This window comes from Acidocella sp. MX-AZ02, from assembly GCF_000306035.1.
GTDB lineage: Bacteria > Pseudomonadota > Alphaproteobacteria > Acetobacterales > Acetobacteraceae > Acidocella > Acidocella facilis.
Map to the genome: position 1 here is coordinate 184,373 of NZ_JH976208.1, position 20,724 is coordinate 205,096.

General features: G+C 64.5%; 18 protein-coding genes. 11 read left to right on the forward strand and 7 right to left on the reverse strand.

The window, feature by feature from the left end; all coding sequences use genetic code 11:
* Positions 1 to 77: 77 nt before the first annotated feature.
* The 4 genes from MXAZACID_RS09090 (at position 78) to MXAZACID_RS09105 (ending at position 4,297) form a co-directional block, all read left to right on the forward strand.
* Complete coding sequence (locus MXAZACID_RS09090) at positions 78 to 1,121, forward strand: glycosyltransferase (protein WP_008493982.1); 1,044 nt, start codon at positions 78 to 80, stop codon at positions 1,119 to 1,121.
* A gap of 105 nt (positions 1,122 to 1,226) precedes the next feature.
* The gene (locus MXAZACID_RS09095) at positions 1,227 to 2,186 is read left to right on the forward strand and encodes a GTP-binding protein (RefSeq protein WP_008493984.1); all 960 of its coding nucleotides are present in this window, start codon (positions 1,227 to 1,229) and stop codon (positions 2,184 to 2,186) included.
* Between the two features lie 25 nt (positions 2,187 to 2,211).
* Complete coding sequence (locus MXAZACID_RS20385; protein WP_008493985.1) at positions 2,212 to 3,528, forward strand: anthranilate synthase component I family protein; 1,317 nt, start codon at positions 2,212 to 2,214, stop codon at positions 3,526 to 3,528.
* Positions 3,521 to 4,297: an aminotransferase class IV gene (locus MXAZACID_RS09105; RefSeq protein ID WP_008493986.1), complete on the forward strand. Its 777-nt coding sequence runs from the start codon at positions 3,521 to 3,523 to the stop codon at positions 4,295 to 4,297. Before MXAZACID_RS20385 ends, MXAZACID_RS09105 begins: the two co-directional genes overlap by 8 nt.
* Positions 4,298 to 4,476: 179 nt before the next feature.
* Here the strand turns inward: MXAZACID_RS09105 and ade are convergent, their stop codons facing one another.
* On the reverse strand, positions 4,477 to 6,195 hold the full coding sequence (gene ade / locus MXAZACID_RS09110; protein ID WP_008493987.1) for an adenine deaminase: 1,719 nt from the start codon (positions 6,193 to 6,195) through the stop codon (positions 4,477 to 4,479).
* 123 nt (positions 6,196 to 6,318) lie between these two features.
* Here ade and MXAZACID_RS09115 point away from each other — a divergent pair, with 123 nt between their 5' ends.
* Positions 6,319 to 6,621 carry a hypothetical protein gene (locus MXAZACID_RS09115; RefSeq protein WP_008493988.1) on the forward strand — a complete coding sequence of 101 codons (303 nt, stop codon included), beginning with the start codon at positions 6,319 to 6,321 and terminating at the stop codon, positions 6,619 to 6,621.
* Between the two features lie 133 nt (positions 6,622 to 6,754).
* Here the strand turns inward: MXAZACID_RS09115 and MXAZACID_RS09120 are convergent, their stop codons facing one another.
* From MXAZACID_RS09120 to dapF, 3 genes are read right to left on the reverse strand one after another with little or no spacing between them, the layout of a single operon-like run.
* Positions 6,755 to 7,834 carry a hypothetical protein gene (locus MXAZACID_RS09120; RefSeq protein WP_008493989.1) on the reverse strand — a complete coding sequence of 360 codons (1,080 nt, stop codon included), beginning with the start codon at positions 7,832 to 7,834 and terminating at the stop codon, positions 6,755 to 6,757.
* On the reverse strand, positions 7,831 to 8,748 hold the full coding sequence (ftsY, locus tag MXAZACID_RS09125) for a signal recognition particle-docking protein FtsY (RefSeq protein ID WP_008493990.1): 918 nt from the start codon (positions 8,746 to 8,748) through the stop codon (positions 7,831 to 7,833). Before ftsY ends, MXAZACID_RS09120 begins: the two co-directional genes overlap by 4 nt.
* Positions 8,749 to 8,751: 3 nt before the next feature.
* Positions 8,752 to 9,570 carry a diaminopimelate epimerase gene (gene dapF / locus MXAZACID_RS09130; protein WP_008493991.1) on the reverse strand — a complete coding sequence of 273 codons (819 nt, stop codon included), beginning with the start codon at positions 9,568 to 9,570 and terminating at the stop codon, positions 8,752 to 8,754.
* A gap of 227 nt (positions 9,571 to 9,797) precedes the next feature.
* Here dapF and MXAZACID_RS09135 point away from each other — a divergent pair, with 227 nt between their 5' ends.
* A complete protein-coding gene (locus MXAZACID_RS09135) occupies positions 9,798 to 11,732 on the forward strand; it encodes an AsmA family protein (RefSeq protein WP_008493992.1) in 1,935 nt (644 codons plus the stop codon).
* A gap of 80 nt (positions 11,733 to 11,812) precedes the next feature.
* Here the strand turns inward: MXAZACID_RS09135 and MXAZACID_RS09140 are convergent, their stop codons facing one another.
* The gene (locus MXAZACID_RS09140; protein WP_008493993.1) at positions 11,813 to 12,850 is read right to left on the reverse strand and encodes a rod shape-determining protein; all 1,038 of its coding nucleotides are present in this window, start codon (positions 12,848 to 12,850) and stop codon (positions 11,813 to 11,815) included.
* Between the two features lie 179 nt (positions 12,851 to 13,029).
* Between MXAZACID_RS09140 and MXAZACID_RS09145 the strand changes: the two genes are divergently transcribed.
* Both MXAZACID_RS09145 and MXAZACID_RS09150 read left to right on the forward strand, forming a co-directional pair.
* The gene (locus MXAZACID_RS09145) at positions 13,030 to 13,281 is read left to right on the forward strand and encodes a YMGG-like glycine zipper-containing protein (protein ID WP_035179279.1); all 252 of its coding nucleotides are present in this window, start codon (positions 13,030 to 13,032) and stop codon (positions 13,279 to 13,281) included.
* A 123-nt stretch (positions 13,282 to 13,404) separates the two neighbouring features.
* Complete coding sequence (locus MXAZACID_RS09150; RefSeq protein WP_008493996.1) at positions 13,405 to 13,641, forward strand: YMGG-like glycine zipper-containing protein; 237 nt, start codon at positions 13,405 to 13,407, stop codon at positions 13,639 to 13,641.
* 61 nt (positions 13,642 to 13,702) lie between these two features.
* Here MXAZACID_RS09150 and MXAZACID_RS09155 read toward each other — a convergent pair whose 3' ends face one another.
* On the reverse strand, positions 13,703 to 14,167 hold the full coding sequence (locus tag MXAZACID_RS09155; RefSeq protein WP_008493997.1) for a hypothetical protein: 465 nt from the start codon (positions 14,165 to 14,167) through the stop codon (positions 13,703 to 13,705).
* A 131-nt stretch (positions 14,168 to 14,298) separates the two neighbouring features.
* Between MXAZACID_RS09155 and htpG the strand changes: the two genes are divergently transcribed.
* Entirely contained in the window at positions 14,299 to 16,086 is a 1,788-nt protein-coding gene (gene htpG, locus MXAZACID_RS09160) for a molecular chaperone HtpG (protein ID WP_008493998.1), read from the forward strand.
* Between the two features lie 140 nt (positions 16,087 to 16,226).
* On the opposite strand, the gene rsmA is transcribed toward htpG, so the two are convergent.
* Positions 16,227 to 17,057: a 16S rRNA (adenine(1518)-N(6)/adenine(1519)-N(6))-dimethyltransferase RsmA gene (gene rsmA / locus MXAZACID_RS09165; protein WP_008493999.1), complete on the reverse strand. Its 831-nt coding sequence runs from the start codon at positions 17,055 to 17,057 to the stop codon at positions 16,227 to 16,229.
* A 72-nt stretch (positions 17,058 to 17,129) separates the two neighbouring features.
* Between rsmA and MXAZACID_RS09170 the strand changes: the two genes are divergently transcribed.
* Together MXAZACID_RS09170 and MXAZACID_RS09175 are read left to right on the forward strand one after the other, a co-directional pair.
* Positions 17,130 to 18,863 carry a chloride channel protein gene (locus MXAZACID_RS09170; protein WP_051060337.1) on the forward strand — a complete coding sequence of 578 codons (1,734 nt, stop codon included), beginning with the start codon at positions 17,130 to 17,132 and terminating at the stop codon, positions 18,861 to 18,863.
* Between the two features lie 390 nt (positions 18,864 to 19,253).
* Positions 19,254 to 20,624 carry a hypothetical protein gene (locus tag MXAZACID_RS09175; RefSeq protein WP_144052724.1) on the forward strand — a complete coding sequence of 457 codons (1,371 nt, stop codon included), beginning with the start codon at positions 19,254 to 19,256 and terminating at the stop codon, positions 20,622 to 20,624.
* Positions 20,625 to 20,724 lie beyond the last annotated feature (100 nt).

The window sequence follows — 20,724 nt, forward strand, 5'->3', positions numbered from 1 at the left end:
TTGACTTCGCCGCCCCCTTCGCGTAACGCCCCAGACTGCCTTGCATCCAGCCGCGCAACAAGGACATCAGCCTGCCCATGCTCCGGATCGTGCATATCGGCTACGCCCCGGTATCGCTGAAAAGCCTCAACCAGCACGCCACCGGCATCAAGCTCTGCAACGGCTTCATCCGCAACGGGCATCAGGTGCTGGCGCTTTCGGACCGGGATCTGGCGCGCGGCTTCGGCTTTGGCCACAGGCGGCTGGGGCGCGGGCCGTTCAACCGGATGATCCGCGATTATTGCCGGGCGCATAAGCCAGAGCTGCTGGTGCTCGGCCATGCGGATATGGTGGATGCGCAGACGATTGCGGCCATTCGCGGTGATCTGCCGGGCTTGCGGGTGGTGCAATGGAATGTCGATCCGCTGTTCGAGCCGGATAATATCCGCCGCATCGAGGGCAAGCTGGGGGTGGTTGATCTGACCCTGGTGAGCACCGCCGGCGCCTCGATGGCGGCGCTGCGCCGCCCTGGCGTGCGGGTCGGCTTCATGCCCAATCCGGTGGATCTCTCGATCGAGCGCGGGCGGATGGATGAGGTGGAAACCCCGGATTTCGATATTTTCTATGCCTGCGGCAACCCCTCGCGCCCGCCGCGCCATGTTTGCGGGCAGGATTGGGATATGCGGGATTTCGTGGCCGGGCTGCAGGCGCGGCTGCCGGGCCTGCGCTGGCTGACACCGGGGATCGACCGGCCCTTCCTCAATGGCGCGGCCTATCAGGCGGCGCTTTGCCAGGCCGGGATGGGGCTGAATATCAGCCGGCGGGGGGATGATTTCCTCTATAGCTCGGACCGGCTGGCGCATCTCACCGGCAATGGCCAGCTCGCCTTCATCGAGCGCGCCACCGGCTATGACCGGTTTTTCGGCGAGGATGAGATGGGGTTTTTCTCCTCGCTGGAGGAGCTGGCGGAGATGCTGGCGCGCTATAAGGCCGAGCCCCGGGCGCGGATGCGCGCGGCGGCGGCGGGGCGGGCGCGCTATGCGGAATTGTTCAATGAGCGCCGGGTGGCGGCCTATATCGTCGAGGCTGCTTTCGGCGAAACGCGGGAGAGCGACTATCCCTGGCCGGACCATCCGGCCTGAGGATTGTGCAACCTTGCCCCGCTCCGTCTTGCCCCTCTTCGTCTTGTTATGGTCCATTCCGGCGCTACATGCTGTCTTCGAATTCAGAATTTTAGGTGATTGAAAATGTCCGATCTCGTTCCTGTCACCGTCCTCACCGGCTATCTGGGGGCGGGCAAGACCACGTTGCTCAACCATCTGCTCACCGGCACGCATGGCAAGAAATATGCTGTCGTGATCAATGAGTTTGGTGAGCTGGGGGTGGATAACGACCTCGTCGTGGATAGCGATGAGGAAGTGTTCGAGATGAATAATGGCTGCATCTGCTGCACGGTGCGCGGCGATCTGATCCGCATCGTCAGCGGGCTGATGAAGCGCAGCCAGAAATTTGATGGCATCATCGTCGAGACCACCGGCCTCGCCAACCCGGCCCCGGTGGCGCAGACCTTCTTCGTGGATGAGGATGTGAAGGCCAAGACCCGGCTGGACGCGATCGTGACCGTGGTGGATGCCAAGCATTTCCTCACCCGGCTGGAGGACAGCCCGGAGGCGGCCGACCAGGTGGCGTTCGCGGATGTGATCGTGCTCAACAAGCTGGATCTGGTGAATGCGGAAGAGCTGGCGGCGGTGGAGGCGAAGATCAAATCCATCAACCCCTATGCGGTGATCAAGAAGACCACCAAGGGCGATGTGCCGGCGGATGAGCTGCTGGGGCTGGGCGCGTTCGACCTCAAGCGCGTGCTGGCGAATGTGCCGGACTTCCTGGAGGAAGACAGCCACACCCATAACGAGCATCTGACCTCGATCAGCCTCTCCACCGACAAGCCGCTCTCGGCGCAGAAATTCAACACCTGGATCGGCCATATCTTGCAGAGCCAGGGGCAGAATATTCTGCGCACCAAGGGTATCCTGAATTATGAGGGCGAGGAGCGGCGCTTTGCCTTCCAGGCTGTGCATATGATCGCCGATGGGGATTTCCTGGCGCCGTGGAAGGCGGATGAAAAGCGGGTGAGCCGCATCGTCTTCATCGGCCGCGACCTCAACCGCCCGGCTTTGCGCCGGGGCTTTGAGAGCTGCGCTGCCTGAGCTGAACCGTCTGGGCTGAGCGGCCATGCTGTGCCGGGATCTCGGCTGGGTCGAGCCCGGCGCGGCCTTCGTGGCGCTGGCCGGGGAGGTGCCGCTGGTGTTTCTGGACAGCGCGGCTACGGGCGATGCGCGCGCCAGGGTCAGCTATATCGGGCTGGAGCCCTACGCGGTGCTGGACCTGGCCCGGGCCGATGAGCTGCCGGGTTGGCTGGCTTCTGCCCGGCCCGAGGATGATGCCTGCCCGCCGGACTGGCCGTTTGCCTTCAAAGGCGGGGCGATGGGCTGGCTCGGCTATGGCGCCGGGCTGACGCAAGCCGGGATTGAGTCCCGCCACGCGCCGATTCCCGGCTTGCCCGAAGGCTGGTTCGGCATGTTCGATCTGGTGCTGGGGTTCGACCATGCGGCGCGACGGCTTTGCGTGCTGGCCGGGGATCGGCCAGGGCAGGGGGCGCAGGCGCGGATTGCGGCGCTGGCGGCCCGTCTGCGGCAACCCGCCGCGCTGCCGCCAGGGCCGAAGCCGGACTGGCAAGAGGAGACGCCGCGCGCGGCGTATGAGGCGCGGGTGGAGAGGGTGCGGGCTTATATCGGCGCCGGGGATGTGTTCCAGGCGAATTTCACCGCCCGCTTCACCGCGGCGCTGCCCCCGGGTTTTTCGCCCGCCGCTTATTATGCCGCCTTGCGCCGCCGCAGCCCCGCGCCCTTCGCGGCCTTTATTCAAACCGGTGCCGGGGCGGCCTTATGCAGCGCCTCACCAGAGCGGTTTCTCTCGGTAAACCGCAGCGGCGCGGTGGAGACGCGGCCGATCAAAGGCACCGCCCGGCGCGAGGCCTGCCCGCGGGAGGACGCGCGGGCCGCCGCTTCCTTGCGGGACGATCCGAAGGAGCGGGCGGAGAATCTGATGATCACCGATCTGCTGCGCAATGATCTCGGCCAGCTTTGCGAAATCGGCTCCGTGCAGGTGCCGGAGCTGTTCGCGGTGGAGAGCTTTGCCCAGGCGCATCATCTGGTTTCCGCCGTCACCGGACAGCTGCGCCCCGGGGTGGGGGCGGCGGATCTGCTGCTGGCCTGCTCACCCGGCGGCTCCATCACCGGGGCGCCGAAGCATCGGGCGATGCAGATTATCGACGAGCTGGAAGCGGGTGCGCGCGGCGCCTATTGCGGCGCCCTCGCCTGGATCGGGCTGGATGGGGCGATGGATAGCGCCATCATCATCCGCACCGCGGTGGCCACGCCTGAGTGCCTCTACGCCCAGGCCGGGGGCGGCATCACCTGGGACAGCGATCCGGCTTCGGAGTATGAGGAGATGATGCTGAAACTCTCCCCTTTGATCGCGCATGGCTGAGATCGTCTGGCTGAACGGGCGGCTGCTGCCGGCGGAAGCGGCGATGGTCCCGGTGACGGATCGCGGCTTCACGCTGGGGGACGGGATTTTCGAAACGCTACGATTGAGCGGCGGCGTGGCGCAGGATGCGGCGGCGCATTTCGCCCGGCTGGCGGCGGGGGCAAGGAAGCTGCGGCTGGCGCTGCCCTTTGAGGCGGACGGAATGGCCGAAATTCTGGCGCACACCGCCGCCGCCAATGGCATTGCGGAGGGTGGGGCGCGCCTCACCCTCACCCGTGGCCCCGGCCCGCGCGGGTTGTTGCCGCCCGCTGAACCCCGCCCGACCGTGCTGGCCACGGCCTTTCCCCTGCCCGCGCCGGGGCCGGTGCAGGCGATCATTTGCCGCTCGATCGCGCGCGATGAAACCTCGCCGCTCTCACAGGTGAAGACGCTGAATTATCTGCCGCACATTCTGGCCCGGCAGGAGGCTGAGGCGGCCGGGGCGCAGGAGGCGATTTTGCTCAACCGCGCCGGGCGGGTGGCCTGTGCCAGCATCGGCAATCTGCTGGTGAAATATGAGGGGTTGTGGCTCACGCCGAAGCTGACGGAGGGCGCGTTGCCCGGCATTCGCCGCGCCAGGCTTCTGGCGTCTGGTACGGTGGCGGAGGCGGTTATCAGCGTCGAGATGCTGCGCGCCGCGCGGGCGCTGGCGGTGTGCAATGTGCTGGCGCTGCGGCCGGTTCTGGCGCTGGATGGGGTGGCGCTGCCGGAGATGACGACGCCTGAGTGATCCGCATCAGGGCGATCAGCCTATGGTTCCGCGGTTTGCCCGTGGCATCAAGGGGTATACTCGCCTGCGGCGACGTGCAGCGAAGCTGCGCGCCCTTGACGCCACGGACAAACCGCGAAGCGGCTTGGGAGCGGCAAATGGCGGGATGGATGCCGATCCGGGGAGGGTTTGCGAGGCCGCTAATCCACCAGCGCGAATTTATCCACGTCCACCACGCCCATATCGGTGATTTTCAGATGCGGGATCACCGGCAGCGGCAGGAAAGCGAGATGCAGGAAGGGCTCGGCCAGCTCGCAGCCCATGGCGCGGGTGGCGGCGCGCAGGGCAATCAGCTCCTCGCGCACCGCCTCGGCGGATTTTACCGACATCAGCCCGGCCATCTTCAGCGGCAGTTCGCCGACCACCTGGCCGTTCGCCGCCGCGACGAAGCCGCCGCCCAGCTCCACCAGCCGGTTCACCGCCAGCGCCATCTGCGCATCGTCGGTGCCGGCGACGCAGACATTATGGCTGTCATGCCCGACCGAGGAGGCCAGCGCGCCATTCTTCAGCCCAAACCCCTTCACGAAGCCGCGCCCGATATTGCGGTTCTTGCCATGCCGGGCCAGCACCGCGATTTTCAGCACGTCATTCGCCAGATCCGGCAGGCGCTCGCCATTGCGGTAGGGCAGCGTCATGGTCAGATGCTCGGTGACGATCTTGTCGCGCAAAATGCCGATCACCGCGGTGGTCGGGCCGGTGCCGGGGGTGCGGAAATCCTCTGGGCTCACCTTTTCCAGCTTCATGCTGTCCAGCCCGACAAAGCCGGGCAGGGCGCGGGCGGCGAAATCGATCTCCTCCACCAGCCGCCCGCCAGCGATGACCCGCTTCACCGCGCAGGCCTCCAGATCCTCCAGCAGCACGATATCCGCGCGCTGCCCGGGCGCGATCAGCCCGCGATCCCGCAGCCCAAAGCCCCGCGCGGCGGCGTAGGAGACGGCGCGGTAGGCGTGCAGCGGCGCCACACCGGAAGCGATGGCCTTGCGCACGGAATAATCCAGATGGCCCTCGGTAAAAATATCCAGCGGGTTGCGGTCATCGGTGCAGAAGGAGCAGTTGAGCGAGGTCTCCGGCGTCAAAGCCGGGCTCAGTGTCGTCACGTCGCGGGTGACGGTGCCTTCGCGGATCAGCAGATGCACGCCCTTGCGCAATTTCTCCCAGGCCTCGGGCAGGGAGGTGGTTTCATGGCAATTGCGGATGCCGCAGGAGAGATAGGCATTCAGCTCCCGGCCCGAGAGTTTCGGCGCATGGCCGTCGATATGCTCGCCGGCGAAGGCGTAGAGCTTTTCCATCACCACCGGGTCTTTATGCAGAACCCCTGGGAAATTCATGAACTCCGCCAGGCCGAGGATTTTCGGGTGGCTGAGGAAGGGCAGCAGATCGCCGGCGCGCAGCTCGGCGCCGGAGGTCTCCAGCCCGGTGGCGGGCACACAGCTGGAGAGCTGCACGCGCAGATCCATCGCCAAAGCCTCGGCGCTTTGGGTGAAATACGCCAACCCCTGCGCGCCGAGCACGTTGCAGATCTCGTGCGGGTCGCAGATCGCGGTGGTGGTGCCGCGCGGCAGCACGATGCGGTCGAACTCGCCAGGTGCGACCAAGGTGGATTCGCAATGCACATGGGTATCGATAAAGCCCGGCACGGCGAACAGGCCACGCCCGTCAATCTCGCGCACCCCCTGATAGCTCTCATAGGTGCCGATGATGCGGTTGCCGGTGATGGCGATGTCGCTGACCGCGATCTCACCGGTGATCAGGTTGAGGATGCTGGCACCCTTGATGACCAGATCGGCTTGGGTGCGGCCGATGGCCTGGTCGATGCAGCGTTCAAGAAAGCCCGGAGGCAGTTTGGCTTTGGTCTCCATGACCCATGATACAGAGATGGCTGGGGCTGGCCAGACGTAATTTCGTGAGGCAGCCTTGTTCGAGGCTCATTATATTTTCGACATGACAGGCCAGGCGTGCGGCGGCGCCCCCAAATCGGACGGATGACCCGAAAAGCCCCGCTCAATCCCTTCGCCGCGTATCTCTGGCTGGCTGAGGCCGGCTTTGTCTTCGCCATGCACAGCGCCCAGCTCTGGATGCAGCCGGGCAAGGCGGCCGGGCGGCTGGCGGCGTTGGGGGCGGAAAAGCAGCAGGCCTTTGCACAAGGCGCGATGCAGGCCGGGCTAGCGGCGCTGCGCGGGGCGAAGCCGCAGGCGGTGGCGAATGCCGCGATGGCCCCGGCCAAGCGGCGGGTGCGGGCGAACAAGGCGCGTATCCTGAAGGGCAAGACACTGAAGGCACGTTGACCGGCCTGTCGAGGTTTTCAAAAAGCTCTCACAGATGTTCGGGGCGGGACGGCGGCGGTGCGTACGCCCAGACGTTTTTGCCGCTTTTTTGAAAAAAAGCGGCACCAAAAAACTTTTGTGATGAAGGCGTTTCTTAGCTCGTCGGGATGGTCAGGATCGTTCCCGGTGTCGCGCTGGTCTGGGCCAGGGACAGCAAGGTCTGCACAATCGAAAAAGCCACCTTGCTGTTGAAATCGTCATTGGCGATCCAGAACCAGGTGGCGCCGTATTTCACCGAGACGAAGGCATCTTTCGGCGCCTTGTCGCCCGAATGCACGACGACGACCGGGTGTTTGGCGATGCCGATCGTGCCCAATGTCGGGGTGGTCAGCCCGGCTTTGACATCCGCCTCCGGCACCTCCACCTGGATCGCGAGCTGGTTGAGGATGCCGAGCATCGGCCTTGTCTGCAGCATGATCTGCCCGGAGGGCGGCTTGCCGGTGCCGTAATAGACCGTGGCGGTCTGTTCGTTCGGCTTCATGCCGAGCAGCGCGCGGGTTTGCGCGGCGACGCGGGCGAGGTCCGGATCGTCCGTCGGCTCGATCGCCAGGATGGTCTTGGTCTGGGCCGGGCTTTTGCCGCTGGCGGGCTTGGTTTCCACCTGGCCGCCATCCAGCACCCCGCCGATCTGCAGCAGCCGCAGATCATGCAGCAACAGGAAGAAATCCGGCGAGCCCAGCCCATCTGCACCGCCCAGCTCGCGGGAATTTTGCAGCCCGTTGATGGATTGCACATCCAGCCGGAACAGAATGTCCACCGGGATGCCGCCGCCGACGAAGGGGATCAGCTCCGCCGGGGAGAAGGGGCGCAGGAAGCTTTCGGCGAAATTCTTGCCGGTGATCGGCTCCAGCGTGAAGGTCGGGCTCTGCTGGAAGGTTCCGCCCAGCCCGCCGGAGATATAGTTGCCGGCCGAGGTGGCGGCACTCGGATAGGCCTCCAGCCCGGCATTCAGCGTCTGCTGCAGCTGGTAGGAGGAGATGATTTGCGTGGTCTGCAGGAAGCTGGGCGAATCCGCGTAGCGCAGCCGCACCACGTTGAGCAGCGTCTGCTGGTTCTGGGCGTTGCCCAGCGCCTGGGCGTAGCTGACCGTATCCTGTTGCAGCTGATGCGGCCCGAGCTGGATGCAGCCGGCCAGCGGCAGCGCGGCGAGGCAGGCGGCCAGCAGCCGCCTCATTGGCCAACCAGGGCCTGGGCGAATTCGGTGGCGTCGAAATCCCGTAAATCGGCGATCTGCTCGCCGGTGCCCACCGCATGGATCGGCAGCCCGTATTTTTCCGCCAGCGCCACGACGATGCCACCGCGCGCCGAGCCGTCCAGCTTGGTGACGATGAGGCCGGAGAGATCCACCATCTCCTTGAAGATGCCGACCTGGGTGACGGCGTTCTGGCCGGTGGTGGCGTCCAGCGTCAGCAAAGTGGCGTGCGGGGCGGTGGGATCGAGCTTGCGGATCACCCGGATGATCTTGCGCAGCTCCTCCATCAGGGCGGTCTTGTTGTGCAGCCGCCCGGCCGTGTCGATCAGCAGCACATCGGCGCCGGTTTTCTGGGCGCGGCTCAGCGCGTCATGCGCCAGCGAGGCGGGGTCGGTATTGGCCGGGGCGGTGACCACCTCGCAGCCCGCGCGTTGCCCCCAGACCTGCAGCTGTTCCACCGCCGCGGCGCGGAAGGTGTCGCCGGCCGCCAGCATCGGGGTGAGGCCCTGTTCGCGGTAGAGTGCCGCCAGCTTGCCGATGGTGGTGGTTTTGCCGGCGCCGTTCACGCCGACCATCAGGATCACATAAGGCTTATGCGCCCGGTCCAGCTCCAGGGGCTTGGCGACCGGGGTGAGGATTTCGGCGATTTCGGCGCCCAGCGTCTCGCGCACCTCGGCATCCGTCACCTCCTTGCCGAAGCGGGTGGAGCGGAAGCCCTTGATCACGCGCGCCGCCACGGCGGGGCCGAGATCAGCGGCGATCAGCTGCTCCTCCAGCTCTTCCAGCGCCTCGTCATCGAGCTTGCGCTTGGTGAAAATGGCGGTGATGCCGCCGGTCAGTTTCGCGGTCGAGCGCGAGAGGCCGGATTTCAGCCGGGAGAAGAACGAACTGGCCATGGCTTAGAGACTTTCGGGAATTTCACCGGCAAAGGCGGTCACGGCGGGGCCGCGCATCAGCACATGGCCGGCCTGCGTCCAGGTGATCAACAGCTCACCGCCATCCATCTCCACCACCGCCTGGCGGCCGGTCAGCCCCCGGCGATGCGCGTTCACCAAAGTGGCGCAGGCGCCGGAGCCGCAGGCAAGCGTCAGCCCCGCGCCGCGCTCCCACACCCGCAGCCGGATGCGCGAGGGGCTTTCGATCCTGGCGAAGCCGATATTAGCGCGCTCGGGGAAGATGCGGTTTTTCTCCAGCATCGGGCCGATGGTCTCGATCGGCAGATGCGCGAAATCCTCGATGAAGAAGGTGGCGTGGGGGTTGCCCATCGAGCAGGCGGCGGGATCGGCGACGGGGCCGAGGGCGAGGGGCAGATGCAGCGTGTCGGCGGGGGCCGCGAGCGGCACGTCGCCCCACTCCAGATGCGGCGGGCCCATATCGACCTCGACCAGGCCGGGACCGAGGATTTCCGCCTGCAACAGCCCGCCGGCGGTGCGGATGGAGACATGCCGCGCGCCGCTCTCCTCCGCCAACAGGGCGGCGACGCAGCGCGTGGCATTGCCGCAGGCGCCGCTCTCGGAACCATCGGAATTCAGGATGCGCATGAAGGCATCCGCCCCCGCGCCATCCGGTTCGATGATGATCAGCTGGTCGCAGCCGACCCCGCGCCGGCGGTCGGCGATCTTGCGGATCGCCTCGGGGGCGAGGGCGGGCTTGGTCACGCGGCCATCCAGCACGACGAAATCATTGCCGGCGCCATGCATCTTGATGAACGGGAGCATGCGCCTTCCTTACCGTCTCGCCCCAGGCGGGGCAAATCCGTGCGGGGTAATGACAAGATGGTTAGAGCAACATCCGATCAAACGGAAGCGTTTGATCGGATAAAGTTGCTCGTTCAAACAAAAAGCGAGAGCGTGGTCCGCGCGCCAAGCTGAGCGGAATACGCTCTCGTGCGGTTGCGCCGCGCAATCGCGCCCTTATCTAGAGTTTTTGGGCCAGGGGAGGCGGGATGCGGCGCAATCTGTGGATCAGGATCACCTGTCCCATCCTTATACTGATCCTGCTGCTGATCATCTTCTGGAACTGGGACTGGTTCATTCCGGTGGTGGAGGCCAGGGCCTCGGCCGAAACAGGCCGGCCGGTGAGCATCCAGCATCTGCATGTGACGCTGGGCAGGACCATCATCATCCGCGCCGATGGCATCACCATCGCCAACCCGAAGGGCTTCCCGGCGGAGGACCCGCCGCTGGCGCAGATCCCCGAGCTGCGGGTGGAGGTGGCGGCGCTGCATTATCTGCGGCACCAGCAGCTGGAGCTGCCGGTGATCGCGCTGGAGCAGCCGGTGATTTCGCTGCGGCAGACTGGCGCCGAGACCAATTATACGCTGAAGCTGGCCGCCTCGCCCAGCTCCAGCACCCCGCCGAAGCTGGGGGTACTGCTGATCCATGGCGGCCAGGCCAGCGTGAAACTGCCAAGTTACAAAGCCGATTTCAATCTGGCGATCGAAACCCGCCCGGCGCCCGCCGACAGCAAGCTGTTCACCGGCGGCGAGATCGTGGTGACGGTCAAGGGCACCTATGCGAATGCGCCGATCACCGGGGATTTCACCGGCGGGGCGCTGCTCTCGCTGCGCGATGCGGCGACCCCCTATCCGGTGGCGCTGCATCTGCAGAACGGCACCACAATGGTGAAGCTGGCGGGAACGCTGAACGATCCGGCGCATTTCGCCGGGGCGCATCTGAAGCTCTCTTTCTCCGGCCAGAACATGGCCAATCTTTACGCACTGACCGGGGTGCCGATCCCCGACACCCCGCCTTTCAGCCTGACCGGCACCGCCGTGTATCAGGACAAGGCCTTCCGGCTGCAGGATTTCACCGGCCATGTCGGCTCTTCGGATCTGGAGGGCACCATCGCCGAGGCGCCGGGCGAGCCGCGCCGGCAGATTACCGCGCGCCTGACCTCGAAGCGGGTGGATCTGACCGATCTCGCCGGCTTCCTGGGCGGCACGCCGGGCAACAAGAACACCCCCGGCCAGAATGCGGCGACCAAGGCCAAGCTGGCGAAGGCGGCGGACAGTTCAAAATTATTGCCCTCGACGCCGATCAATCTGCCGAAGCTGAACGAGGTGGATGTGGATCTGCGCTACAAGGGCGAGCACATCATCAATAAGGGCGTGCCGCTGGATGATCTGGTGGCGCATCTGGTGGTCAAGGACGGCCGGGTGACGGTGGATCCGCTGAATTTCGCGGTGGGGACCGGGACCATCGCCAGCGCCATCGATCTGACGCCGGATAAGAACGTGCTGCATGCCAAGGCGAATATCGATTTCCGGCGCCTGCAGCTCTCGCGCATCGTCGGCTCCACCACCGGCTTTGCCGGCAATGGCACGGTCGGGGGTTCGGCCTGGATTTCCGGCACCGGCAATTCGATGGCGGCGATCCTGGGCCATGGCGATGGCCATGCTTCGCTGTTCCTGCAGCATGGCGGCGATATCAGCGCGCTGCTGGTGGATCTGGTCGGGCTGCAGGGCGGCCCGGCGATCCTCTCCGCGCTGGGGGTGCCGAACAAGACGCCGATCGAGTGCCTGATCTCGGATGTCTCGCTGAAGGATGGGCAGATGAACACCAATGCCTTCCTGGTGGCGACGAAGGAATCGAACATTCTCGGCAAGGGCACGGCCAATCTGGATACCGAGACGCTGAATCTGCATATGTGGACGGAGGCGACGCATTTTTCGATCGGCAATCTGTCCACCCCGATCAATATCGGCGGCACGCTGAAACATCCGAGCATCATGCCGGCCCCTGGGCCGCTGGCGGCGCGGGTGGGCAGCGCGGTGGGGCTGGGGGTGCTGTTCCCGCCGCTGGCGATCATCCCGACGATCCGGCTGGGGCTGGGCGATAAAAACGCCTGCGAAGACACGCTGGCCAAGCTGCATAAATAAAACCCCGGCCGGGGCCGGGGTAGAATGGGAGCAAAAGTTTTTGAGGGTATGGGAACTTTTTTCAAAAAGTTCCCATGACTTCAGTACATCGCGGAGGTCACAGAGCGCAGATTGCGCTCCTCCAGCGCCCGCCCGGTGCCCAGAGCCACGCATTGCAGCGGGTTCTCGGCGACCATCACCGGCAGGCCGGTGGAGACGCGCAGCACCTCGTCCAGCCGGTGCAGCAGGGCGCCGCCGCCGGTGAGCATGATGCCCTTATCGACGATGTCGGCGGAGAGTTCCGGCGGGGTGTTTTCCAGTGCCACCTTGATCGCCTCGACGATCTGCCCGACCGGCTCGGCCAGGCTCTCGGCGATCTGCCGCTGTGTCACCGTCACTTCGCGCGGCACGCCGTTGATCAGATCGCGGCCCTTCACATAGCGGCTCGGGCCATCCTGGTTGCTCTCCACCCAGGCGGCGCCGATATCCATCTTGATGCGTTCGGCGGAGCTTTCGCCGATCAGCAGATTGAAGGTGCGGCGGATATAGGAAATGATCGCCTCGTCCAGCTTGTCACCGCCGACGCGCACCGAGCGCGCATAGACGATGCCGCCCAGCGAGATCACCGCCACCTCGGTGGTGCCGCCGCCGATATCGACGATCATCGAGCCGGAGGGCTCGGTGACGGGCAGGTTGGCGCCGATCGCCGCCGCCATCGGTTCCTCGATCAGCAGCACCTTGCGCGCGCCAGCGCTCTCGGCGGATTCCTGAATGGCGCGGCGCTCGACCGCGGTGGAGCCGGAGGGCACGCAGATGATGATCAGCGGCGAGGCGTAGCCACGGCGGTTATGCACCTTGCGGATGAAGTGCTTGATCATCTCCTCCGCCACCTCGAAATCGGCGATGACGCCGTCGCGCAGAGGCCGGATGGCTTGGATGTTGCCGGGGGTGCGGCCGAGCATCAGCTTGGCGTCCTCGCCGACGGCGAGCACCTGCTTGCGGCCCTTCACGTCCTGGATGGCGACCACGGAGGGCTCCGCCAGGACGATGCCCCGGCCCTTCACATAAACCAGTGTGTTCGCGGTCCCGAGATCGATCGCCATGTCGGCCGACATGAGGCCGAGAAGTTTGGAAAACATCAAAACCCTTTCCGCTTAGTCCGGCGAGATCTTCGCCGCGCCGTCAAGAACGCCGCATTGCGCTGGCCTTACAGCCCGTACAGCAAAGGGGCAAGCCTCAAAGAAGCCCTTCATTCGCCATATTGCGCGCCCAATATATCGTTTAGACCAGATTGCTGATTGATCAAGGAGATGTAAACGTGGCGTACAAAGTCACCCCTGTTGTCCTGTTGGCCGTAGCGGGCTTGAGCCTGGCCGGATGCGGCTATTCGCCTGGGTCGCGCGCGCTTTCGGGCGGTGCCATCGGCGCGGGTGCCGGTGCCATCATCGGCAGCGTGACCGGCGTGGGGCCGGGCATTGGCGCGGCGGTCGGCGGTGGTGTCGGCGCGGTCGCCGGTGCGGCGATCAGCCCGCATAATCTGAATCTGGGGCGTCCGCTGGTCGGGAATTAACGGCGTCGGCCGATTATGACTGAAGGTTTCATGAAGGAATCGTCAGGCGATCGGCGGCCGGTTGAATTTCCGAAGGCGGACTAAATATCCTTTTTGTTATGTTATGAACCACGGGAGTTGGAAATGCTTCGCAAAATCTCTGCCGGCCTGTTTCTGGCCGCGTCCCTGACCGCGCTGACCGGGTGCGGCTACTCACCCGGCCATCGCGCCCTCACGGGCGGCGCGATCGGCGCGGGCGGTGGCGCCATCATCGGCGCCGCGACGGGCCTGGGGCCTGGGACCGGGGCGTTGATCGGCGGTGCGGCCGGTGCCGTCACCGGTGCCGCCACCAGCCATCGCCAGCTGAACCTGGGTAACTGATTCTGGGCAACTGATCCGGGCGCTGGTCTCTCCTTGCGGAGAGACCAGCGTTACGCCCCATTCAGGAAACCGTGACGATCACCACGTGGTCGGCATCCACCTCCTGCAAGGCCTGATACAAGGCGCTGATGCCGGCCAGCATGGCCTGGCCGGCGCCTTTTTCGTCCTCGTCGGTGAAATCCTCATAGGCGTCCTGCAGCTCTTTGGCTGAGAAGCCCTCCGGGTCCAGCTGGTCCATATATTTGCTCTGATCCTCCTTGGTGAGGATGATCACCAGCGCATCCGTCGCGTCCGCCAGGTCGGCGACGATGGAATTCTCGCTGGTCTCCAGGTCGATGTCATAATCATCGGCCAGAACCGGGATCAGGACGGAGAAAATATCCCCGTCTTCCTCGAATTCGACCACCGATGTGCCGGTGGCGGCCAGATAATCGGCCAGGCCCTGCGGGTCGTCCCCGTTGGCGGCATCGGTCAGGTCGCGCAGATTTTCCCGTGGCAAACGCACGAAAGAGGCAGTGGCCGGCATGTCTCGCTCCGCTATGGATGATGGGCGTCTTACCAAGCTGGTGGGGGCGCTGCCAATCTCAACCCTCTTGGCCGCGCGCGCCAGGAGCATTACATCCCCGAGCTGAAATCGTTTGAATACAGGAGGGTCGCATGAGCGAAGAGACACGGAATTTCGGCACCGAAGTGGGCCGGCTGCTCGATCTGGTGGTGCATTCCCTTTATTCCGACCGGGAGATTTTCCTGCGCGAGCTGGTGGCCAATGCCGCCGACGCCACGGATAAGCGCCGCTTCCTCGCCCTTTCGGATGAAAAGCTGGCGCTGCCGGACAATGCCGCCATCCGCATCGCCGCCGATAAGGGGGCGAAGACGCTGCGCATCGAGGATAGCGGCATCGGCATGGCCAAGGAGGAGCTGGCGGAAAATCTCGGCACCATCGCCAAATCCGGCACCGCCGGCTTCGCCGCGCAGCTGGCCTCGGCCAAGCCAGAGGAGCGGCCGAGCCTGATCGGCCAGTTCGGGGTGGGCTTCTATTCCGCCTTCATGGTGGCGGAAAAGGTGGAGGTGATCTCCCGCAAGGCCGGGACCGACGAGGCCTGGGAGTGGATGTCCGACGGGCAGGGGCAATATACGCTCAAGCCCGCCGAGCGCGGCGCGCCGGGTACCACCATCCTGCTGCATCTGAAGCCGGATGCGGAGGAATATCTGGAGCCGATCCGGCTGAAGACGGTCATTAATAAATGGGCCGACCACATCACCCTGCCGGTGGAGGTGGAGGACAACGGAACGTTCGAGGCCGCGACCTCCGGCCAGGCGCTATGGCGCAAGAGCCGTTCCGAGATCACCCCGGAGGAATATACCGAGTTTTACCGCCATGTTGGCCAGGGCTGGGACGAGCCCTTCGCCACCATCCATTGGCGGGCCGAGGGCGCGGTGGAATTCACCGCCTTGCTGTTCATCCCCTCCTCCAAGCCGTTCATGCCGGTGGAGGAGACCAAGGAGAGCCGGCTGCGTTTGCATGTGAAGCGCATGTTCATCACCGATGAGGCGAAGCTGCTGCCGAACTGGCTGAATTTCGTCGTCGGCGTGGTGGATACCGAGGATCTGCCGCTGAATGTCTCGCGCGAGATTCTGCAGGCGACTCCGGTGCTTGAGAAGATCCGCAAGGCGCTGCTGAACCGGGTGATGACCGAGCTGAAAAACAAGGCCAAGGACGAGGCGGCGTTCAAGCCGTTCCTGGAGAATTTCGGCTCGGTGCTGAAGGAAGGGATTTACGAGGATACCGGCCATGCCGCCGAGATCGCCGCGCTGCTGCGCTTTGCTTCCAGCAAGGAGGAGGCGACGACGCTGGATGGCTATATCGAGCGGATGCCGGAGGGGCAGAGCGACATTTATTACCTGGCCGGGGATGCCGCGCATCTGAAGACCTCGCCGCAGCTCGAGGGCTTTGCCGAGAAGGGCTATGAGGTGCTGCTGCTGGGCGATGCGATCGACGCGTTCTGGCCGGGGCGGCTGGGCAGCTACAAGGAGAAGAAGCTGGTTTCCGTCTCCCAGGCCGGTTCGCTGTTCGAGGCGGCGGAGGCGCCAGAGGCGATCACCGCCCTTTGCGCCAAGCTGAAAGAGGCGCTGGGGGCGGAGGTGTCCGAGGTTGCGGCGTCGTCCCGGCTGAAGGATAGCCCGGCGATGCTGGTGGCGGCACAGGCGGGGCCGGACCTGGCGATGCAGCGTTTGCTCAAACGCGCTGGCCGGCCGACATTCGGGCTGCCGCCGAAGCTGGAGATCAATCCGGGCCATAAGCTGGTGGAAGCGCTGGCGGCGAAGGAGGATGTGAGCGAGGCGGCGCGCCTGCTGCTGAATCTGGCCAAGCTGCAGGATGGCGATTTGCCGGAGGATCCGGCGGCGTTCGTGCGCCAGGTGGCGGCGGCGCTGGCAAACGCTTAATTTATAAAAGTTTTTGGGGGTGTGGGGACTTTTTTCAAAAAGTCCCCACAAAGGTTTGGGGTGGTGGCAACGGCGTTGCCACCACCCCAAACGTTTTCGCCGCTTTTTTGAAAAAAAGCGGCACCAAAAAACTTTTGCTCCTATTTTCCTTCGCGGGCTTCCAGAACCCGCATCAGCGTCACGAACTCCGCCACGCTCAGCGTTTCCGCCCGCCGCGCCGCGTCAATCCCCGCCGCCTCACACAAAGCCTCGCCGCCCAGCGGCTTCAACGCCCCGCGCAGCATCTTGCGCCGTTGCCCAAAGGCGGCGGCGGTGAGGCGCTCCATCAGCTTCAACTCGGCCTTCGTCGGCTGCGCGGCCTTCGGCACCAGCCGGATCAGCGCCGATTCCACCTTCGGCGGCGGCGCGAAGGCGCCGGCGGGAATGCGCATCAGCATCGTCACATCGCATAGCCACTGCGCCAGCACCGAAACCCGGCCATAGGCGCCGGTATTCGGCTGCGCGCAGACCCGCGCCGCCACCTCCAGCTGGAACATCAGCGTCATCGACTGGAAATCCGCCGCGTTCTGCAGCCAGTTCACCAGCAGCAGCGTGCCGATATTATAGGGCAGATTGGCGACGATGGCGCGCGGGGCCGGCACCAGCGCCGCCAGGTCCGCCCGCATCGCATCCGCCTCGATGATGCTGAGCCGCTCCGTGGTGCCGGCGAGCTGGGTGATGGCGGCCACCGCCCGCTTGTCGAACTCGATGGCGGTGACATGCGCCGCCTCGCTCTCCAGAAGTGCCCGCGTCAGCCCGCCCGGGCCCGGGCCGATCTCGATGACATTCACCCCTTTCAGCGACCCCGCCGCCGCGGCGATGCGCGAGAGCAGGGCCGGGTCCAGCAGGAAGTGCTGGCCGAGGGATTTGTCGGCCCGCAGATCGAAGGTGCGGATGGTGTCCGCCAGGGAGGGGAGAGATATTTTAGCCATGGCGGCTTGTTACCCCACGCCGCGCCATGGCAACAGGGAGCTGTGGATAAGCCGGACGAGAAGGCAGGGTTCATGCAGGTTCCGCGTCTGCTGCGCGCTTTGGTGCGGGTGGATGAGGTCTGGCTCGTCCTGCTGGCGGCCGGGGTTGGGATTCTCGCGGGATTCGGCGTGGCGCTGATGAACGAGATCTCGTTCCTGATGCACCAGAATCTGTTCGCCCTGGCGCCCGGCCATGAATTGTCCGAAACGCCGGACCTGGACCCGTTGCGCGCCTTTGGCGTGCCGACGCTGGGCGGCTTCATCCTGGGGGTGGTGCTCTGGGGGCTGGCGCGCTTCCGGCCGAAGCCGATCGTCGATCCGATCGAAGCCAACGCGCTCTATGGCGGCCGGATGTCGCTGACCGATTCGCTGATCGTCGCGGCGCAGACGGTCTGGTCCAACGGCGTCGGCGCTTCGGTGGGCATGGAGGCCGGCTATGCGCAGCTGGGCGCCGGTATGGCCTCTTGGTTTGGCAAACAGTTCCGCCTGCGCCGGAATGATCTGCGCACGCTGGTCGGCTGCGGGGCGGCGGCGGCCATCGCCGGGGCGTTCAACGCGCCGCTCTGCGGGGCGTTTTACGGCATCGAGCTGATCATCGGCATCTATTCGGTGGTGACACTGCCTTTCGTCGTCATCGCCGCGCTGCTGGGCACGCTGACCGTGCAGATTCTGGGCTTTTCCTCGCCGCCTCTGGTGGTGACGCTGCCGGCGACAGTGCCCAACGATATTTACGGCGTCATCCTGATCGAGGGGATTGCCTGCGGCATGGCGGGGATCGTCATCATGCGCGGGGTGACGCTGATCGAAACCGCGTTTCGCCGCAGCCGCATCCCGACCTGGCTGCGGCCGATGCTGGGCGGCGCGCTGGTGGGGCTGCTGGGCTGCCTGACGCCCAAGGCGCTCTCCTCCGGCCACTCCGCATTGCATGCTTATATAGATGTGAGCTTTCCGTTTCTTCTGGTTGCGGGGTTTTTCCTGGCCAAGGCCATTGCCTCCGCCTTCTCCATCGGCGCGGGCTTCCGTGGCGGCCTGTTTTTCGCCTCGCTGTTTCTGGGGGCCTTGTTCGGCAAGGTTTTCGCCGGCATCGCCCTGCTGGTGCCGTTCATCCACCCGATGCCCAGCGGCCTCTACGCCGTGGTGGGGATGAGCGGCATGGCCGCCGCCATCATCGGCGGGCCGATGACGATGACCTTCCTGGCGCTGGAAAGCACGCAGAATTTCAACGTGACGATGGCGGTGCTGGGGGCCTCGATCGTCGCCACCATCACCGTGCGCCGGCTGTTCGGCTACTCCTTCGCCACCTGGCGCTTCCATTTGCGGGGCGAGCAGATCCGCTCCGCGGTGGATGTCGGCTGGATCCATACGCTCACCGTCGGCCGGATGATGCGCCCGGTGCAGATGACGGTCCGCCCGCAGACCAGCCTGGCGGTGTTCCGCCAGGAAGTGCCGCTGGGCACCACGCAACGCGTGGTGGTGGTGGATTCGGACGGGCGCTATGCCGGCATCGCCTACCCTGCGGAGGCGGCGTCGGTGACAGGGGAGGGGCGGCAGATTACCGACATTCTGCATCTTCAGGACTATTTCCTGCGGCCCGGGATGAATGTGAAGGAGGCGCTGGCGCTGTTCGAGGCCGCGGAAGCGGATGCGCTGGCGGTGCTCGATGGCGGCGAGAGCCGCAAGGTGCTGGGGCTGCTGACCGAGCAATATGCGTTACGCCGCTATAATGAGGAGCTGGACCGCAAGCGGCGCGAGGTGTCCGGGGAATAAAGCCGTTAAAGCCCGAATTAAGAATAGGAAATTATGTCTTGTGGGTCATGAAAACAGGGCTTCAAGAACGATTTCGAAACGAGAAAAAATTAATGTTATTTAGACGAAATTCCAAGAATGAAACTTGTGTTGTAGAAGAAACGAAACAAGGGAGAATTGTCTAATAAAAATTGATAAATCTACAATAATAGTTAGATTTGCTCGAATATGGCGGTATGTATTGTTTTTTTAATGATATTTTTGTCAATGATATAGATTAAGTCCAATTTTTGACGTAAAAATTTTTGTGCTTCGCAACACGTTCTTAACAATCTGAGGTGGCCTTTTCCTTGCAATTCCACTTCGGAGGCGGTACTAAACTCGCAAAGGTGGAGATTTTAAGGGGTTATTATGAGCGGATTTTTGACTGTAGGTGGCGCGTTTAACGGCCAGAATGGTATTCTCAGTGTTCCGTCCGCTCTGTCGAGCCCGGTTAACACTCTGTTGCAGACCTATCTGAACGGCGTTACGGCGTCAGTGACCGGTGGGACTGCGAGCTTCACCAATATCGATATCACCGCCGGCACGGTGTTCGGTATAGGCGTCGGCGTTGCGCCGCATTTCACCGAAATCACCAATGTTGACGCCAATGGCGCCTCCACCAACGGCGCCGCCGCTGGCGTGGCGACTGTCGGCGCCGGCACCACCGACCTATTCGTGCAGGTTCCGGGCAATGTGACCGTCGATGGCGTGGCCTCGACCTCCGTCGCGATCTTCGGCGGGAACAGCAATGTTACCTATAATGTTGGCGGCGGCACCGGCTCGATCTTCGCTGCTGGCGGCGCTGACTCGCTGAACGCGACCGGCAGCGGCTCCAGCTACAACGTGACCTCCGCGGGTAACGACACGCTGAACTTCAACGGCACCAACGGTGTCGAGACCGTGACCGCGACCGGCAACGCCACCACCTCCGTGTTCCTCGGCGGCGGCGATGTCGCGACCGTGACCGCGACCGGCAATTCCAAGGTCAGCGTGGTGTTCCATACCAACGCCGGTGGTAACCTGGACTTCGTGAATAATTCCTCCCAGGCGCAGACCATCTTCTCCGGCTCCTACACCACTGGTGGTGGCCAGAATGTGTTCGCCCCGAACTCTATCACCGTGTTCGGTGGCCAGGGCGGCGGCTTCTATGTTGGCGGCCGTGGCGGTTTCAACTCCATCAATGGCGGCAGCGGCAGCTCGACCTTGGTCGGCGGTGGCCAGGGCGACACCCTGATCGCTGGTGGTGCCAACAACCAGCTGTTCGCCGGCGCCGGCGGTGAGACGCTGATGGGTGGCGGCACCGTGAACGGCTTCTATCTCGGCCTTGAAGAGCCTGGCATTGGCTCCATCCAGGCGGTCGGCGGTCTCGCCTCCGCTGGTGGCTCCGGCACCCAGACCTTCCTGCTCGGCAATGTTGATGGCACGACCCTGACCGGTTCTACCGTCTCCGGCTCGCAGAACGTGTTTGACGTGCTCGGCTCCTACACCACCACGGGTGGCGAAGCGCTGACCTTCGGCGGCTCCTCCTTCACCATCAATGATTTCAGCGGCAACGACACCATCAACCTGCTGAAATCCGTCTCCAACGGTGCCGGCGGCCCGTCGGTTGAGAGCGTCCAGGCTGGTCTGGCTGGCGGCACGCAGATCCTGCTGTCCGACAACACCGTGATCACCCTCTCGAACGTGACCACGAGCCAGGTGAGCGTCAACGGCGCCCACAATGTGATCACCTTCGTCTAATCCGGCTCCCGGATCTCACCTGGAAACCTGCCTTGGTCCGCCAAGGCAGGTTTTTTTGCGCTGATGGTTGCGGGCAGGTCTTAGAGCATCAAGCGTTTAG

Excerpts from the sequence above, each read along its gene's own strand:
- MXAZACID_RS09090 (WP_008493982.1), top strand. The coding sequence starts at position 78 with ATGCTCCGGATCGTGCATATCGGCTACGCCCCGGTATCGCTGAAAAGC.
- MXAZACID_RS09095 (WP_008493984.1), top strand. The coding sequence starts at position 1,227 with ATGTCCGATCTCGTTCCTGTCACCGTCCTCACCGGCTATCTGGGGGCG.
- MXAZACID_RS20385 (WP_008493985.1), top strand. The coding sequence starts at position 2,212 with ATGCTGTGCCGGGATCTCGGCTGGGTCGAGCCCGGCGCGGCCTTCGTG.
- MXAZACID_RS09105 (WP_008493986.1), top strand. The coding sequence starts at position 3,521 with ATGGCTGAGATCGTCTGGCTGAACGGGCGGCTGCTGCCGGCGGAAGCG.
- ade (WP_008493987.1), bottom strand. The coding sequence starts at position 6,195 with ATGGAGACCAAAGCCAAACTGCCTCCGGGCTTTCTTGAACGCTGCATC.
- MXAZACID_RS09115 (WP_008493988.1), top strand. The coding sequence starts at position 6,319 with ATGACCCGAAAAGCCCCGCTCAATCCCTTCGCCGCGTATCTCTGGCTG.
- MXAZACID_RS09120 (WP_008493989.1), bottom strand. The coding sequence starts at position 7,834 with ATGAGGCGGCTGCTGGCCGCCTGCCTCGCCGCGCTGCCGCTGGCCGGC.
- ftsY (WP_008493990.1), bottom strand. The coding sequence starts at position 8,748 with ATGGCCAGTTCGTTCTTCTCCCGGCTGAAATCCGGCCTCTCGCGCTCG.
- dapF (WP_008493991.1), bottom strand. The coding sequence starts at position 9,570 with ATGCTCCCGTTCATCAAGATGCATGGCGCCGGCAATGATTTCGTCGTG.
- MXAZACID_RS09135 (WP_008493992.1), top strand. The coding sequence starts at position 9,798 with ATGCGGCGCAATCTGTGGATCAGGATCACCTGTCCCATCCTTATACTG.
- MXAZACID_RS09140 (WP_008493993.1), bottom strand. The coding sequence starts at position 12,850 with ATGTTTTCCAAACTTCTCGGCCTCATGTCGGCCGACATGGCGATCGAT.
- MXAZACID_RS09150 (WP_008493996.1), top strand. The coding sequence starts at position 13,405 with ATGCTTCGCAAAATCTCTGCCGGCCTGTTTCTGGCCGCGTCCCTGACC.
- MXAZACID_RS09155 (WP_008493997.1), bottom strand. The coding sequence starts at position 14,167 with ATGCCGGCCACTGCCTCTTTCGTGCGTTTGCCACGGGAAAATCTGCGC.
- htpG (WP_008493998.1), top strand. The coding sequence starts at position 14,299 with ATGAGCGAAGAGACACGGAATTTCGGCACCGAAGTGGGCCGGCTGCTC.
- rsmA (WP_008493999.1), bottom strand. The coding sequence starts at position 17,057 with ATGGCTAAAATATCTCTCCCCTCCCTGGCGGACACCATCCGCACCTTC.
- MXAZACID_RS09170 (WP_051060337.1), top strand. The coding sequence starts at position 17,130 with ATGCAGGTTCCGCGTCTGCTGCGCGCTTTGGTGCGGGTGGATGAGGTC.
- MXAZACID_RS09175 (WP_144052724.1), top strand. The coding sequence starts at position 19,254 with ATGAGCGGATTTTTGACTGTAGGTGGCGCGTTTAACGGCCAGAATGGT.